This is a genomic window from Sorangium sp. So ce836 (genome assembly GCF_028553905.1).
Taxonomy (GTDB): domain Bacteria; phylum Myxococcota_A; class Polyangia; order Polyangiales; family Polyangiaceae; genus Sorangium; species Sorangium cellulosum_D.
This window is the reverse complement of the sequence record NZ_CP102233.1, coordinates 7,955,878-7,970,126: the sequence shown is the minus strand read 5'-3', so window position 1 is coordinate 7,970,126 and position 14,249 is coordinate 7,955,878. Positions and strand designations below refer to the sequence as shown.

The following is a 14,249-nucleotide window of genomic DNA, read 5'->3' as shown; positions in this document are numbered from 1 at the left end:
CGGGCGTCGCGCGTTTTTTGCTCCTCCTCGCGCCTCGCGCGTAGGGTCGCGCGCATGGAGTGGCTCGAGTCGATGCACCGCATCCGCGCGCTCAAGCTGGAGCTCGCGCGGTTGGACCCGCGGCGGGGAATGCCGATCGCGCCGCCGGCCGGGGCTCCCGAGGCGGCGATCGCCGGCGTCGAGCGCCGCCTCGGCATGCCGCTGCCGCCGAGCTACCGCGAGCTGCTCGCGCGGCACGACGGCTGGCCGCAGCTGTTCGCCGGCGCCAGCTTGCTCGGGGTGCGCGCGCTCGCGCGCGGCTCGTACATGGACGTCGGGCGGATGGTGCTCGAGCTCTGCGAGGGCGAGGAGGCGCGCCGCGCAGGCGAGCGCGACGTCGCGCCGTCGAGCCTGCGCGGCCGGTACAGCGCGCGCAGCGCGCTCATCCCGTTCGGCATCGACGCGGCGGCCGAGACGGTCTTCGCGTGGGATCCTGAGGTGAGGTCGCCGGACGGTGAGCTCGAGGTCATCCTCTGGACGAACGACGTCGGAATGCGGCTCTCGGGGTTCGCCGAGCTCCTCGACATGGTGAAGGAGATGCTCGCCGCGGAGCTCGACGATCGCCGGCAGCGCGCCGCCGCGCAGCTCGATCTGACGCCGCGGCCGCGCGCGGCGGTCGCGCCGCGGAGCCGCGCGCGCGCGGTGGCGGTGCCGCTCACACCTCCGCCTCGCCCGTTCGCGCGGAGCGCGCTCACGGGCTGACGCGGCGTCGCCCGCCGAGCCTGGCCGCGGCGCGCTCCGCGGAGCTCGCGCCCGGCAGGCCCGGGACGCGCTCGTCACGCGGCGCGCGCGCGGCGTGGCATGGAGAGACGAGCCGGTTGTTTCCGCGCACAGCGTGGGACGTGATGTACTAGGCGGAGCATGACGGAAGCCCACCAGCAGCAGCGCTACCGGGTCGTCGAGCGGCTCGCTTCGGGCGGCATGGCCGAGGTCTTCCTCGCCGAGAGCGCGGGGATCGAGGGGTTCAAGAAGCAGGTCGCGATCAAGCGCGTGCTCCCGCACCTCAGCGAGAAGAAGCGCTTCATCGCGATGTTCCTCGACGAGGCGCGGCTGTCCGCGCACCTCTCGCACTCCAACGTCGCGCAGGTGTTCGACATCGGGGTCGGCGACAACGCGTACTTCATCGTGATGGAGTATGTGGACGGCGCCGACCTGAAGGCCGTCCTCGAGTCGATGCGCAAGGCCGGGCGCACCCTCCCGGTCGAGTCTGCCGTGTTCATCGCGGCCAAGCTCTGCGAGGGGCTCACGTACGCCCACGAGCTCCGGGCGGCCGACGGGCACCCGCTCAAGATCGTGCACCGGGACATGTCGCCCCCGAACGTGCTCATCACCAAGTACGGCGAGGTGAAGATCGTCGACTTCGGCCTCGCCAAGGCGACGAGCCAGCTCGAGAAGAGCGAGGCGGGGATCATCAAGGGCAAGTTCAGCTATCTCTCGCCCGAGGCCGCGCAGGGCCTCGAGGTCGATCACCGCACCGACATCTTCGCGGTGGGCGCCATCCTCTGGGAGATGCTCTCGGGCAAGCGGCTCTTCCTCGGCGATACCGACTACCAGACCGTCAAGCTCGTGCAGCAGGCGCAGATCCCGCCGCTCTCCGAGATCAACAGGGCGGTGCCCCCCGAGCTCGATCGCATCATCGCCCGCTCGCTGACCCGCGAGCCCGGCGATCGCTACGGCTCCGCGCGCGAGTTCGGCCGGGATCTCACGAACTTCCTGTACAAGTTCGGCCGGCCGGTCAGCGCCTACGACATCGCCGAGCACGTCCGCAGCACCATGGCGCTGCGGAAGCGCGCCCCCGCTTCGGACAAGGCGTCGTTCATCGACAGGCTGATCGAGGAGACGCTGCTCGAGTTCACGTCGCTCCCGGACGACAAGGCGGCGCCGAGCGCCGCCCGCCCGAGCGAGCCGCTCAAGATCTCGGCCTTCGAGGACATCGGCAAGTGGGCCGACGAAATCAAGGTCTCGGCGCCCGGCGAGGACCTCATGCGGCGGTCGCTCGCCGCGGTCTCGGTCGAGGAGGGCAACCTCGCCGCGCTCGAGGAGACCGACGCGGGCATCTCGCCCGCGAAGTTGCTGGCGTACCCGCAGGCGAGGCCCGCGGAGCCGCCGCTCGCGCCGCCCCAGCCCGCGCCTCCGCCGCTCGAGCGGCGGGCCGAGCCGACGCTGGCGTCCCCGCAGCCGGTGCCAGCCCCGCTGCGCCCTGCGCCGCCCTCGCCCGCGCTGGCGCCGCCCGTCCCGGCCACGCCGCCCGCGCTGGCGCCGCCCGCGCCGCTCGCCCCGGCCGCGCCGTACGACCTGGAGGCGGAGCTCCGTCCGCTCAAGACGGGGAGCGGCGCCGTGAAGGCCGTGCTGCTCGTCGCCGCGCTGGCGGTCCTCGCCGCGGGGGCGTGGCTCGGCGGCCTGATCCCGCACTGAGCGGGCGGCGCGCGTGCCCCTCGCCGCGCCCGCGGCGGTCCGGCTCGCGTGCCGCACCCTCCGCGATGCGGCGGAGCGCGCCGCGCGCGGGCCCGCATCGCAGAGGGCACGGCGCGATGCGCGCCCCGAAGGAGGCGCGGCCGTCGTCCTGACGCGCGCCCTCTCCGGGCGGGCTACTCGTTCCCGCCCTCGCCCTCGTCGTCGTCGTCGTCGTCCTGCTCTTCGAGCTGCCTCTCGAGCTTCTCGATCTCCTCGTCCTCGGCGTCGTCCGCGGCCGGAGCGGCGCGCCCTTCCTGGAGCGCCTTCTGGCGGGCCTTCTCCGCGGCGGCGCGGGCCTGGGCCACCTTCTGCAGGATGGCAGGCTTGGGCGCCATCATCAGCGTCATCGTGCGCTGCTCCATCATCGGGCGCACCTCGACGTTCGCGATCTCCTCGCAGTGCTGGACGATCCAGTCGAGCTGCTCCTGCGCCTTCTCCGGGTGCGTGATCTCGCGGCCGCGGAAGCGCACCGTGAACTTCACCTTGTGACCTGCGCCGAGGAACCGGTGCGCAGCCCTGGTCTTGAACTCGAGATCGTGATCGTCCGTCTTGGGACGGAGCTTGATCTCCTTGATCTCCACCACACTCTGCTTGCGCTTCGCCTCGCGGGCCTTCTTCTTCTCGTCGTACTTGTACTTGCCGAAGTCGAGGATCTTGCAAACCGGAGGATCCGCCTTCGGGTTGACCTCGACGAGGTCGAGCCCCTTCTCCTGAGCCCGGCGCAGCGCCTCGTGGGTCTGCATGATGCCGAGCATCTCGCCATCATCGCCGATGACGCGGATCTCCGGGACGCGGATGCGCTGGTTGATGCGGATCTGCGGCCCCCGCTGGGCCTGCCGAGGGTCGAAGCGTCTCATCGCCATGTGATATTTCGCTGCCTCCTTGTGTTCTGTGCTTCCGAAAGCGACGGACCGCCGCTTCGCGACCGATGGTGGTCGCGGCGACCATCACCACGCCAATGTCGCCTGACTCCGCGCCGCAGGCAACGGCGGCAAGCACAGCGGCCGCCGCGACCCAGGGGCGCTGGGGAGCCCTGGACTGCCGGGCTCGACGGGAGTGGTAGGGAGAGGCCTGCCGGCGAGAGGGACCGGCCGGAACGGCGGGTCACGAACTGGGGTCGCTCGCAGCCAGGCGGGGGGGCTTCGACTCCGCGGCGAGCCGGTCGGCGAACTCGTCGAGCGGCATCGCCCCGAGGTCCTTGTTGAGATCGCGCGACCGGGGGGCGACCTTGCGGCCCTCGGCCTCCTTGTCGCCGACCACGACCACGTACGGGACGCGCGTCAGCCGCGCCGCCCGGATCTTGGCGCCGAGCTTGTCGGAACTGAGGTCGGCCCGGGCGCGGAGCCCGCGGCCCCGGAGGTGCGCCACCACCTCTTCCGCGTAAGCGGCCTGCTTCTCGCTGACCGTGACGATGATCGCCTGCTCCGGGGCCAGCCAGGCCGGGAAGGCGCCCCCGACGTGCTCCAGGTACACCGAGAAGAACCGCTCGAGCGAGCCGAGGATCGCCCGGTGCAACATCACGGGGCGGTGCACGCCGCCATCGGCGCCGGTGTACTCGAGCTCGAAGCGGTCGGGCAGCGCGTAGTCCACCTGGATCGTGCCGAGCTGCCAGCTCCGCCGCAGCGCATCCTGGACGTGGAACTCGAGCTTCGGGCCGTAGAACGCGCCCTCCTCGGGCGCGATCTCGAAGGGGAGGCCGGCCTGCTTCAGGGCGTCCGCGAGCGCGCCCTCCGCGGCGTCCCACTGCGCGTCGGTGCCGATGCGCTTCTTGGGCCGGGTCGCGAGCTTGATGTCGATCTTGGCGAACCGGAACGCGGCGTACACCTCGAGCAGGAGGCGCAGGAACGCCTGGATCTCGCCGTGCATCTGCTCCGGGGCGCAGAAGATGTGGGCGTCGTCCTGGCAGAAGCTCCGCACCCGGGCGAGGCCGTGGACGACGCCGCCGCGCTCGTACCGGTGGAGCCGCCCGAAGTCGGCGAGCCGCCACGGCAGCTCGCGGTAGCTGCGCCGCCGCTGGCCGAAGATGAGGCAGTGGCTCGGGCAGTTCATCGGCTTCTGGGCGAGCCGCTCGAGCTCGGCGAGCTGCTCCAGGACCGCGGCGTCGCGCTTCTTGTCCGCTTCCTTGTAGGCCGCCGCGTCCGCGTCGCCGGGAGAGACCCCGAGCCGGAGCGCCAGCCGCGCCGCGTCGAGGTGCTCCGCCGTGACCGGCAGGTACATGTTCTCGCGGTAGTTCGGCAGGTGCCCGCTCGTATCGAACAGGCGCTTGTCGAAGATCTGCGGCGTGATGACCTCCTCGTACCCGTAGTCGACGTAGAGGTCGCGCATGTACTGGACGAGCGCGTTGTAGACGTGCGCGCCGCGCGGCAGGAGGAACGGCATGGCCGGCGCGTACTCGTGGAACATGAAGAGCTCGAGCTCTTTCCCGAGCTTCCGGTGGTCGCGCTCCTTGGCCTCCGCGAGGAGCTTCAGGTGCTCGTCGAGCGCCGCCTGGCTCGGGAACGCCGTGCCGTAGATGCGCTGGAGCATCGGGTTGCGCTCGTCGCCGCGCCAGTAGGCGCCGGCCACGCTCACCAGCTTGACGGCCTGGAGCAGCGAGGCGTCCGGCACGTGCGGGCCCTCGCAGAGGTCGACCCACTCGCGCTCGCCGTCGCTGTGCCGGTAGAGCGAGACCTCCTCGCCCGGCGGGATCGCGTCGATGAGCTCGCGCTTGTACGTCTCGCCCATCTGGGCGAAGAGCTCGTGCGCCGCCTCGCGGTTCACGACCTCGCGCCGGAACGGGCGGCCCGCGGCGATGATCTCGCGCATCTTCGCCTCGATCTTGGCGAGATCCTCGTCCGTGAAGGGGCCGCTCGGCTTGTCGAAGTCGTAGTAGAAGCCCGCCTCGATGGCGGGGCCGATCGTGACCTTCGTCCCCGGGAAGAGGCGCTGCACGGCGTCGGCCATGATGTGCGCCGTCGAGTGCCGGACGATGCGCAGGCCGTCCGGATCGCTCGTCCGCACCGGCTCGATGCGGGTCGCGCTGTCGCGGAGGAAGGGGGTCTGAAGATCGAGGAGGCGCCCGTTGACGCGGGCGCCGATGACGGTGCGGTCCTTGGCGAGTTCGTCGGCGAGAGCCTCGCGCACCGTGGTGCGGGCCGCCGAGGCGGCCTGGGCTGTCTGATCGAGGGCCATGAAACCTCGCAGGCTAGGTCTCCTGCTGATTTGTAGGCGCGGCCGGTTTCGAACCGGCGACCCCTACCGTGTCAAGGTAGTGCTCTACCACTGAGCTACGCGCCTATGTCCCGCTCGCTCGGCGTGACGCCGACGAAACGGAGAGCGCCTCCTATCAAGGGCAGGACAGTCCGTCAAGCGATCAATTTTTTCGGGTTCGCTTTTTTCTGCGGCGCGCGGGTCCGGAGTTCTTCCTTCCCGTGCGGTGTCCTCGTCGGCGCGCTGGCTTGTCGGTCCGACGGGCGAGCGGCCCGAGTTGCTGGCGGCTCGTCCGCTGGCGGGGCGTCCGCTGATCGAGCGCGAGCGCGACGCCGCGCGCGGTTGAGCCTGGTGACTCGATCCGACCGCGCGACCACCGCCGAGCCGAATGCGACAGGAGCATCACCTCGGGATGAAGGCTTCACTTCCCGGAGTTACGTCCAGACATGGATGATCGCGATCGCGGCGCCGCTTCGGCCCGGTCGCTGCGCCGAATCCTGTCGCGCTCGCGCTTGACCTCGCGTGCGGCTCGGGCGACGAACGGTTGGATGGCAGTGCCTGACGGTCTAGGCGCGCCGCCGGATCCGGCGGCGGTGATCGCACATGTCGAGGTGGCCGCGGGGAGCGCGCTCTTCGCCGCGCACGCGGCGGTGCCCGGCGATCTGCCGATCGAGCGCGCCGCGTCCGCCGCCGAGGCGATCCGCGGCGCGGCGGCGCGCTCGCGCGCGGGGCAGCGCGCGAGCGTGGTGCTGGGCGCCCACGAGCTCGTCGGGGCCCTCGCCGCGCTCGGCGAGGCGGCGGCGGTGCGCACGCCGGTGACGGTCCACGTCATCGAGCGGCGCGGCGGGACCGCCGTGGGGCGCGACGAGCTCGCGCCGGCGCTCGACGTCGGCGCGGGGGTGCTCGTCACGTGGAGCAGCCAGGAGGCGGCCGACGTGGCGCTCGTGGCGCGGCGCGCCGCCGAGGACAGCGAGACGCCGTTCGTGCACCTCGTCGACGCGCTGCCGTCGGACGTGTCCGCCCTCGGCGCGGCGCGCGATCTCGCCGCGCGCTTCCTCGGCTCGGAGCGGGGCGCGCCGACCTTCACCGACGCGGCGCCGGGCGAGAGCGACGGCGACGGGGGCCCTCGCCCGCAGGGCCGCGGCGTCGTCCGGAAGCGGGCCGAGCGCGGCTTCTGCGCGCGCGTGCCGTTCGCGCTCACCAGCGCGATGCGGGAGCTCTGCGAGCTGACCGGCAGGCCGCTCGGCGCGATCGAGCGCGTCGACACCGCCGACGCGGAGGAGATCATGGTCGCCGTGGGCTGCGCGTTCCCCGCGGCCCGCGAGGTCGTGCGCAGCCTGCGCGCCCAGGGCCGGCGCGTCGGCCTCGTGGGCGTGCGCGCGCTGCGGCCGTTCTACGGCGCGGAGGTGGTGAAGACGCTCGGCCGCGCCAGGGCCGTCGTGGTGCTCGAGCCGCTCGACGTGCCCCTCGCGCCGCACGGGCCCGTCGCCGCCCTGGTCAAGGCCGCGTTCGCGGACGCGCTCACGTGGGCCCCCGGCTTCCCCGGCGTCGGGCGCATCCCGCCGATCATCTCCGCGACGTTCGCGACGATCGACGGCACGATCACCGAGCGCGACGTGCGCCTGTCGCTGGCGGAGATCGCGAGCGGCGAGCGGGCCCGCCGGCACATGGTGTTCGGCAGCGACGGCTGACGCCGCGGCGGCGGGCGGCCGGGCCGCGGGCCCGGGCGGCCGGGTGGGGCGGAACCGGAAAAGGCCGTAAGGCTGTATTCCCGTCGCGTCCGGGTGAGGCTGCCCGCCTAGCTCCTTGCGCGACCCTTGGATCCTGGGTATGGAGGCGGGCCCCGGGGGGTTGGGAGAGGCCCGCAATTTGCGGGCGAGCCCGTCGGGGCCCGGAGACACGCGTCACCTTGGCAAGCTCAAACTGGTTCCAGCCGAACGCCGCCCCCGGGCGCGCGGGCAACGCGCCCGCGGCGCCGGTCGAAGGTCAATCGCCGCCGCCCTCTGGGGGGCAGGAGGCGCCGCCCGCGCCGTTCGGCGGAGGGGCCTTCTCGTTTCTCATCCTGGCGCTGCCGCTGCTGCTCATCTTCGTGATGACGCGGAGCCAGAACAAGAAGCAGAAGCAGCTCGAGTCGAACCTCAAGGCGGGCGATCGGGTGGTCACCCAGTCCGGGCTCCTCGGCAAGATCACCGACATCAACCCGAACTCGCCCCGGGTCAAGCTGGAGATCGCCCCCGGCGTGAACGTGCAGATCCTGAAGAGCGCGATCCAGGGCCAGGATCCGGGCGAGGTCGCGGCGGCGGACGCGAAGGTCGCCGACGCGGCGAAGGACAAGAAGTCGTAGGCCGGCGCTCGGCCCAACAGGAAGCTCTTTACCGCCCCCCGCGGCGCCACACTCCATGCTCCTAAACATCTTCCAGTACGGGTTCGCCGGCGTCGCCGGCCTGTGCCTCCTCGGCGTGTGGCTCAGCCGCCCGCGGCGCGCGGTCTTCGCCTGGGCGGCGCTCGCCGCCGGCGCGGCCGCCGTCGCGGCGCACTACCAGGTGTTCTGGGCCCTCGCGACGTTCGGCCTGATGGTGCCGTGGGCGCTGCTCTGCGCCGGGCCGTGGATCGATTTCGTGTGGCGGGTGAAGACGGGCTTCGTGCTGTTCCTCGCGCTCGGCTCGGCCCTCTGCATCTACCCGACCTACCACGACGAGCGGTACGGCCGACCGGACCATACCGGCCTCTCGTCGGAGGAGGTGTCGGCGCAGGAGACCCAGGCGAGGCGAGGGGAGCTCGGGTTCAGCCGCTTCTTGACCTCGAACGTCCCGTTCCGGCTGGTGCGCGGGCTCGACCTGAAGGGCGGCCTCCGGCTGGTCTACACCGTCGACGTCGACGAGGCGATCAGCGACAAGCGCGACCGGTACTACGACGACCTGCGCGCGGCGCTCGCGAGGTCGTTCGGGTTCCACGAGGGCGACAAGCCGCCGACGATCGAGGAGATGCAGAAGCTCCAGGCGAAGCTCCGCATCGAGAAGTCGCGCGAGCAGACCGACACGATCGTCATCACCTTCGACGACCCGGCGGACTCCGGGAAGATCGACGACGCGTTCCTCGCGAAGTTCCTCGGGGAGCTGCAGCTCCAGCGCTCGGCGGACCGCAAGGTCGTGAGGTTCCGGATCCGCGACGAGGTCTCGAGCAGCATCCGCGAGCGCGCGGTGTCGCAGGCCAAGGAGACGGTGCTCCGGCGCGTCGACGGCCTCGGTCTCAAGGAGGCGAGCGTCTCGACGCGCGACGAGGACGTCATCATCGAGGTCCCCGGCGACGACGAGAGCTCCTTCAACACGATCCGCGAGATCATCAGCCAGACGGCGCGGCTCGAGTTCAAGATGGTCGACGACGACCACGACTTCTTCGAGCCGATCGCGAAGAGCGCCAAGGAGGAGGACCTCCCGAAGGGGCTGACGTTCTCGATCGAGAACGCGCCGGTCGGCCCCGGGAAGACCAAGCCGGTCCACTTCGCCCGGATGGTGCGCGCCGAGCACGAGGAGATGCGCGACACGCTGAAGCGGCTGCGCGAGTGGGTCGGGACGCTCCAGGTCCCGCCGGACAACGAGGTCGGCTACGGCAAGCTGTACGAGTACAACGAGGAGAAGGACGTCATCGAGGAGATCGGCTGGCGGACGTACTTCCTCTTCAGCAAGGCCGAGATCACGGGCGACATGGTGCGCGACGCGCAGGCGCTCCCGGATCAGAGCGATCGCGGCCTCGGCGGCTGGTACGTGTCGATGGAGTTCACCCCGACCGGCGCCGACCGGTTCGAGGACATCACGGGCAGGAACATCAAGCGGCGGTTCGCCATCATCCTCGACGAGAAGGTCGAGAGCGCGCCGGTCATCCAGACGAAGATCGGCGGCGGCCGCGCGCAGATCACGATGGGCTCGCAGAACCCCGAACAGCAGCTCCAGGACGCGCGCAAGCTCGAGCTGGTGCTCCGGTCGGGCGCCCTGCCGGCCCCGATCTCCCCGTCGAACGAGCAGCGCATCGGCCCGTCGCTGGGCAAGGACGCGATCCAGCAGAGCATGAAGGGCGCGATCGCGAGCGGGGTGCTCGTGGTCGTGTTCATGGTGATCATCTACAGCCGCGCCGGGCTGATCGCGGACATCGCGGTCGTCTTCAACCTCATCCTGCAGATCGCCGTGCTCGCGATGTTCGGCGCGTCGATGACGCTGCCCGGCATCGCCGGCCTCGTGCTCACGATGGGCATCGCGGTCGACGCCAACGTGCTGATCAACGAGCGCATCCGGGAGGAGCTCAGGGCTGGCAAGAGCCCCCGCGCCGCGGTCGACGTCGGCTACGACAAGGCGTTCAGCGCCATCCTCGACGGCCACGTGACCACGCTGATCTCGGGGCTCATCCTCGCGCAGTACGGCACCGGCCCCATCAAGGGCTTCGCGATCACGCTGATCGTCGGCATCGCGATCAGCCTGTTCACCGGGGTCGTGTGCACCCGCCTGATGTTCGACTGGGCCGTCCGCGGACGGAAGATCAAGACGCTCTCGCTCGGCTGAGAACGGGGCCGCTGGAGCGGATCTCCGGCCTTTGAGGGAGAACGCGCGAGCGGTTCTCCGATGGTTGAGACACGACGATGGAACTCATCAAGCCTGGCCGTCAGTTCGACTTCATGAGCAAGCGCTGGCTCTTCATCGGGCTCAGCGGGGTGCTGCTCATCCTGTCGATCATCTCGTTCATCGTGCCGGGGCCGAAGCTCGGGACCGATTTCAAGGGGGGCACCGAGGTCGAGGTCGCCTTCAAGGCTCCGGTCTCGAGCGCCGAGGTGCGCGAGGCCGTCACGAAGTCGGGCTTCGACTCCCCGGACGTCGTCTCCGTCTCGGACCAGGCCAACCCGAACCGCTACCTCATCCGGGTCCACGAGGTCTCGGCGCTCTCGGAGCAGCAGAAGGCGGCGGTGCGCGAGCACATGTGCCTCGCGCCCGAGGGCGGCTCGGTCCCCGAGGACCGCTGCCCGGAGGCGGTGCGCGCCACCGAGGTCAAGTTCAGCCCCGGCGGCGACAAGATCTCCGCCCGCTACGACGTCGCCCCCGACCTGGAGGGGATCAAGAAGCAGCTCGAGGGCATCGAGGGCGTCGAGCTCAGGCCCGGCGTGAACAACGCGCTCGTCGTGAGCGAGCGCGATCACAAGGTCGAGCTCTACCTGAAGTCGAAGGGCGACCAGCTGATGGACGGCCTCCGGGAGCACCTCGGCGCGGACAAGGTGCCCGACCAGGCGCTCCGGGTCGAGTGGATCGGGCCGAAGGCCGGCGCCCAGCTGCGCGACGCGGCCATCAAGAGCGTCCTCATCACGATCTTCTTCATCATGGCGTACATCGCGTTCCGGTTCGACATCCGGTTCGCGCCCGGCGGCATCCTCGCGCTCGTCCACGACGTCGGCATCGCGCTCGGCGCCATGGTGATCACGCAGCGCGAGATCACGCTGTCCACCGTCGCCGCGCTGCTCACGATCGTCGGCTACTCGATCACGGACACGGTCGTCGTCTACGACCGGATCCGCGAGAACTTGGCGAAGCACCGCGACATGAGCTTCGCCGCCGTCATCAACTTCTCGCTCTCCGAGATGCTCGGCCGCACCATCCTCGTGTCGCTGACGACGTTTCTTTCGCTCGTCATGTTCCTCTTCTACGGCACGGGGGTCATCCGGGACTTCGCGTTCACGCTCGTCGTCGGCATCGTCGTCGGCACGTACTCCTCCATCTACGTCGCGGCGCCGCTCACCGAGTGGATCGACCGCCGGTTCTTCGGCTCGGCCGCTGGCAAGCGCAAGAAGGTCAACCGCGTCCGCACGCAGAAGCGCGCCGACGCGGTCGTCTGAGCGCCCCGCCGTGGCCGCGGCCGGTCGCGCCGCCCCGACCCAGACCATGGACGCCCCCGCCGCGCCGGTGTACCGGCTCTCGCGATGACGAGCACCGTCACGGAGGCCTGGAAGGAGCTCGCCGAGCGCGAGGCGCCGACCCCCGCCTCGCACGCGGCCCGCGGCGCGCCGTTCGTCGAGCGCGTCGCCGACCCGGGCGAGGCGTCGCCCGAGGCGCTCGCGATGGCGCGCGAGCTCGGCCTGTCGATCACGGTGGCGGACATCCTGCACCGGGCCGGCCGAGCTCCGGACGAGGCGACGCGGCGCTTCCTCGACCCGCGGCTCTCGCACCTCACGTCGCCCGACGCCATGGCCGATCGCGAGGCGAGCGCCGAGCGGATCGCGCGCGCCGTGCGCGCCGGCGAGCGGATCGCCGTCTTCGGCGACTACGACTGCGACGGGATCACCGCGACCGCCATCATGACGGGCGCGCTGCGCGCCCTCTCGGGCCAGGTCGTGCCGCTGCTCGCGACGCGCGCCGAGGGCAGCTACGGCCTCTCGGCCCCCGCGCTCGAGCGCGTGATGCGCGCCTGCCCCACGCTGCTCGTCACGTGCGACTGCGGCTCCAGCGATCACGAGCGGCTCGCCGCCGCGCGCGCGGCCGGCATCGACTGCGTCGTCATCGATCACCACCTCGTCCCGGCCGAGCCGCTCCCGGCGATCGCGTTCCTGAACCCGCACCGCGCCGACTGCGGCTTCCCGTACAAGGGGCTCGCGTCCTGCGGTCTCGCGCTCTCGCTCCTGGCCGCCGTGCGCAAGAAGCTCGGCTCGTCGCTCGATCTCCGCCCCTACCTCGACCTCGTGGCCATCGGCACCGTCGCCGACGTCGCGCCGCTGACCGGCGACAACCGCGCGCTCGTGCGGGCCGGCCTCACCGTGCTCCAGACCGGGCCCCGGCCCGGGCTGCGCGCGCTCGCGGCGCTCGCCAACCTCGATCTCGGGCGCGGCGCCTCGGCGGAGGACGTCGCTTTCCGGATCGCGCCCCGCCTCAACGCGCCCGGCCGCCTCGGCGATCCCGACGTCTCGCTGGAGCTCCTGCTCGCGCACGACGGCGTGACCGCGTCCGCGCTCGCCGCCACCGTGGAGCAGGCGCAGATGAAGCGGCGCGCCATCCAGGACGAGATGCTGGCGTCGGCGCTCGCCGAGATCGAGCGCGCCGGCTTCGATCGGGATCCCGCGATCGTCATCGCGCGGCAGGGCTTCCACCCCGGCGTGGTCGGCATCGTCGCGGGCAGGCTCACCTCCCGCTTCGGCAAGCCCACGATCGTCATCGGCCTCGAGGGCGCGAAGGGGCGCGGCTCGGTGCGCGGCCCGGCCGGCGCGCGGCTCCACGACGCGCTCACCCGGTGCCGCGCCGAGCTCATCGGCTTCGGCGGCCACCAGGCGGCGGCCGGCGTCGAGGTGCGCGCCGATCGCGTCGAGGCGCTCCGGGCGGCGTGGTGCGACGCCTTCCGCGACCAGGAGCTCCCGGCCGCCGCGGCGCTCGCGACCGCCCACGCCCGGCTCGACGATCGCGACGACCCGGCGGCCGTGGCGCGCGATCTCGAGCGGCTCGAGCCGTGCGGCGAGGGGAACCGCCCGGCGCACGTCCTCCTGTCGGGCGCGGCCGTGCGCTCGGCGAGGAACCTGAAGGGCCACCTCAAGCTGGAGCTCACCTTCGCCCGCCGCGAGATCTCGTGCTTCGGGTTCGAGCTGGGCGAGCTCGCGGCGCGCTTCGCCGGCGGGCGCGTCGACGTGGTGGGCCGCCTCCGGCGCGACGCCTGGCGCGGCGGGGACGCCGTCGAGATCCGGATCGAGCACGTCGCCGCGGCCGACTGAGCGTTCGCGGCGGGCCTCGGCGGCGTGCTAGCGTGGGCGCGTGGCTGAGCCGCTGATCCGGTTCTCGCATGTGCGCAAGGCCTTCGGCCCGAAGGTCATCTACCGCGACCTGAACCTCGAGGTGTACCAGGGCGAGACGCTCACCGTCATGGGCGGGTCGGGCGTCGGCAAGAGCGTCATGCTCAAGCTGCTCATCCGCCTGCTCGACGCCGACGATGGATCTATCCAGTTCCACGGTGAGGAGATCACGAAGCTGAGCGAGGCGCGCATCGCCCAGGTGCGCCAGCGCATCGCGATGCTGTTCCAGGGGGGCGCCCTGTTCGACTCGATCTCGGTCGGCGAGAACGTCGCCTACGGCCTGCACGAGCACTACCGCAAGGAGATGACCGAGGCGCAGATCGCCGATCGGGTGAACTGGGCGCTGTCGCTCGTCGGCCTGCCCGGCATCGAGCAGATGCGCCCGGGGGACCTGTCCGGCGGCATGAAGAAGCGCGTCGGCCTCGCGCGCGCCATCGCGGTGCAGCCCGAGGTGCTGCTCTACGACGAGCCGACGACCGGCCTCGATCCGATCAACACCGAGCGCATCAACCACCTCATCAAGGGCCTGAAGCAGGCCCTCAACGTGACCAGCATCGTCGTGACACACGACATGAAGAGCGCGTTCTCGATCTCGGACCGGATGGCGATGATCTACCGCGGCGAGGTCATCGCGACCGGCACGCCGGACGAGTTCCGGGCGTCCAGAGATCCGCATGTCGCCGATTTCATTACCGGGACCGCGCCGGTGAACGAGGACGTCCAAACGCTTCTCGGGACGTGACGATCCCCCCGAGATCGC

10 protein-coding genes and 1 tRNA gene are annotated in these 14,249 nt (G+C 71.5%); 8 read left to right on the top strand and 3 right to left on the bottom strand.

The window, feature by feature from the left end:
* Positions 1-54: 54 nt before the first annotated feature.
* Together NQZ70_RS28685 and NQZ70_RS28680 are read left to right on the top strand one after the other, a co-directional pair.
* On the top strand, positions 55-741 hold the full coding sequence (locus tag NQZ70_RS28685; protein WP_129577047.1) for an SMI1/KNR4 family protein: 687 nt from the start codon (positions 55-57) through the stop codon (positions 739-741).
* 159 nt (positions 742-900) lie between these two features.
* A complete protein-coding gene (locus NQZ70_RS28680) occupies positions 901-2,454 on the top strand; it encodes a serine/threonine-protein kinase (protein ID WP_129577046.1) in 1,554 nt (517 codons plus the stop codon).
* A 173-nt stretch (positions 2,455-2,627) separates the two neighbouring features.
* On the opposite strand, the gene infC is transcribed toward NQZ70_RS28680, so the two are convergent.
* The 3 genes from infC to NQZ70_RS28665 all read right to left on the bottom strand — a co-directional run bounded on the left by infC (position 2,628) and on the right by NQZ70_RS28665 (position 5,769).
* Positions 2,628-3,356 (bottom strand): translation initiation factor IF-3, encoded by a 729-nt coding sequence (infC, locus tag NQZ70_RS28675; protein ID WP_129577045.1) that lies wholly within the window; start codon positions 3,354-3,356, stop codon positions 2,628-2,630.
* 241 nt (positions 3,357-3,597) lie between these two features.
* The gene (gene thrS / locus NQZ70_RS28670; RefSeq protein WP_129577044.1) at positions 3,598-5,664 is read right to left on the bottom strand and encodes a threonine--tRNA ligase; all 2,067 of its coding nucleotides are present in this window, start codon (positions 5,662-5,664) and stop codon (positions 3,598-3,600) included.
* 33 nt (positions 5,665-5,697) lie between these two features.
* Positions 5,698-5,769: transfer RNA gene (locus NQZ70_RS28665), tRNA-Val, on the bottom strand.
* Positions 5,770-6,230: 461 nt separating this feature from the next.
* Here NQZ70_RS28665 and NQZ70_RS28660 point away from each other — a divergent pair.
* From NQZ70_RS28660 to NQZ70_RS28635, 6 genes are all read left to right on the top strand, one after another.
* The gene (locus NQZ70_RS28660) at positions 6,231-7,373 is read left to right on the top strand and encodes a transketolase (protein WP_237244140.1); all 1,143 of its coding nucleotides are present in this window, start codon (positions 6,231-6,233) and stop codon (positions 7,371-7,373) included.
* A 218-nt stretch (positions 7,374-7,591) separates the two neighbouring features.
* On the top strand, positions 7,592-8,026 hold the full coding sequence (gene yajC, locus NQZ70_RS28655) for a preprotein translocase subunit YajC (protein ID WP_129577043.1): 435 nt from the start codon (positions 7,592-7,594) through the stop codon (positions 8,024-8,026).
* Positions 8,027-8,081: 55 nt separating this feature from the next.
* Positions 8,082-10,235, top strand: coding sequence for a protein translocase subunit SecD (gene secD, locus NQZ70_RS28650; RefSeq protein WP_129577042.1), 2,154 nt, complete (start codon positions 8,082-8,084; stop codon positions 10,233-10,235).
* Between the two features lie 77 nt (positions 10,236-10,312).
* Positions 10,313-11,554: a protein translocase subunit SecF gene (secF, locus tag NQZ70_RS28645; RefSeq protein ID WP_129577041.1), complete on the top strand. Its 1,242-nt coding sequence runs from the start codon at positions 10,313-10,315 to the stop codon at positions 11,552-11,554.
* 84 nt (positions 11,555-11,638) lie between these two features.
* Positions 11,639-13,411 carry a single-stranded-DNA-specific exonuclease RecJ gene (gene recJ, locus NQZ70_RS28640; protein ID WP_129577040.1) on the top strand — a complete coding sequence of 591 codons (1,773 nt, stop codon included), beginning with the start codon at positions 11,639-11,641 and terminating at the stop codon, positions 13,409-13,411.
* 40 nt (positions 13,412-13,451) lie between these two features.
* On the top strand, positions 13,452-14,231 hold the full coding sequence (locus NQZ70_RS28635) for an ABC transporter ATP-binding protein (RefSeq protein WP_129577039.1): 780 nt from the start codon (positions 13,452-13,454) through the stop codon (positions 14,229-14,231).
* Positions 14,232-14,249: the final 18 nt, after the last annotated feature.

Coding starts and splice junctions, on each gene's coding strand:
- NQZ70_RS28685 (WP_129577047.1), top strand. CDS start 55: ATGGAGTGGCTCGAGTCGATGCACCGCATCCGCGCGCTCAAGCTGGAG.
- NQZ70_RS28680 (WP_129577046.1), top strand. CDS start 901: ATGACGGAAGCCCACCAGCAGCAGCGCTACCGGGTCGTCGAGCGGCTC.
- infC (WP_129577045.1), bottom strand. CDS start 3,356: ATGGCGATGAGACGCTTCGACCCTCGGCAGGCCCAGCGGGGGCCGCAG.
- thrS (WP_129577044.1), bottom strand. CDS start 5,664: ATGGCCCTCGATCAGACAGCCCAGGCCGCCTCGGCGGCCCGCACCACG.
- NQZ70_RS28660 (WP_237244140.1), top strand. CDS start 6,231: ATGGCAGTGCCTGACGGTCTAGGCGCGCCGCCGGATCCGGCGGCGGTG.
- secD (WP_129577042.1), top strand. CDS start 8,082: ATGCTCCTAAACATCTTCCAGTACGGGTTCGCCGGCGTCGCCGGCCTG.
- secF (WP_129577041.1), top strand. CDS start 10,313: ATGGAACTCATCAAGCCTGGCCGTCAGTTCGACTTCATGAGCAAGCGC.
- recJ (WP_129577040.1), top strand. CDS start 11,639: ATGACGAGCACCGTCACGGAGGCCTGGAAGGAGCTCGCCGAGCGCGAG.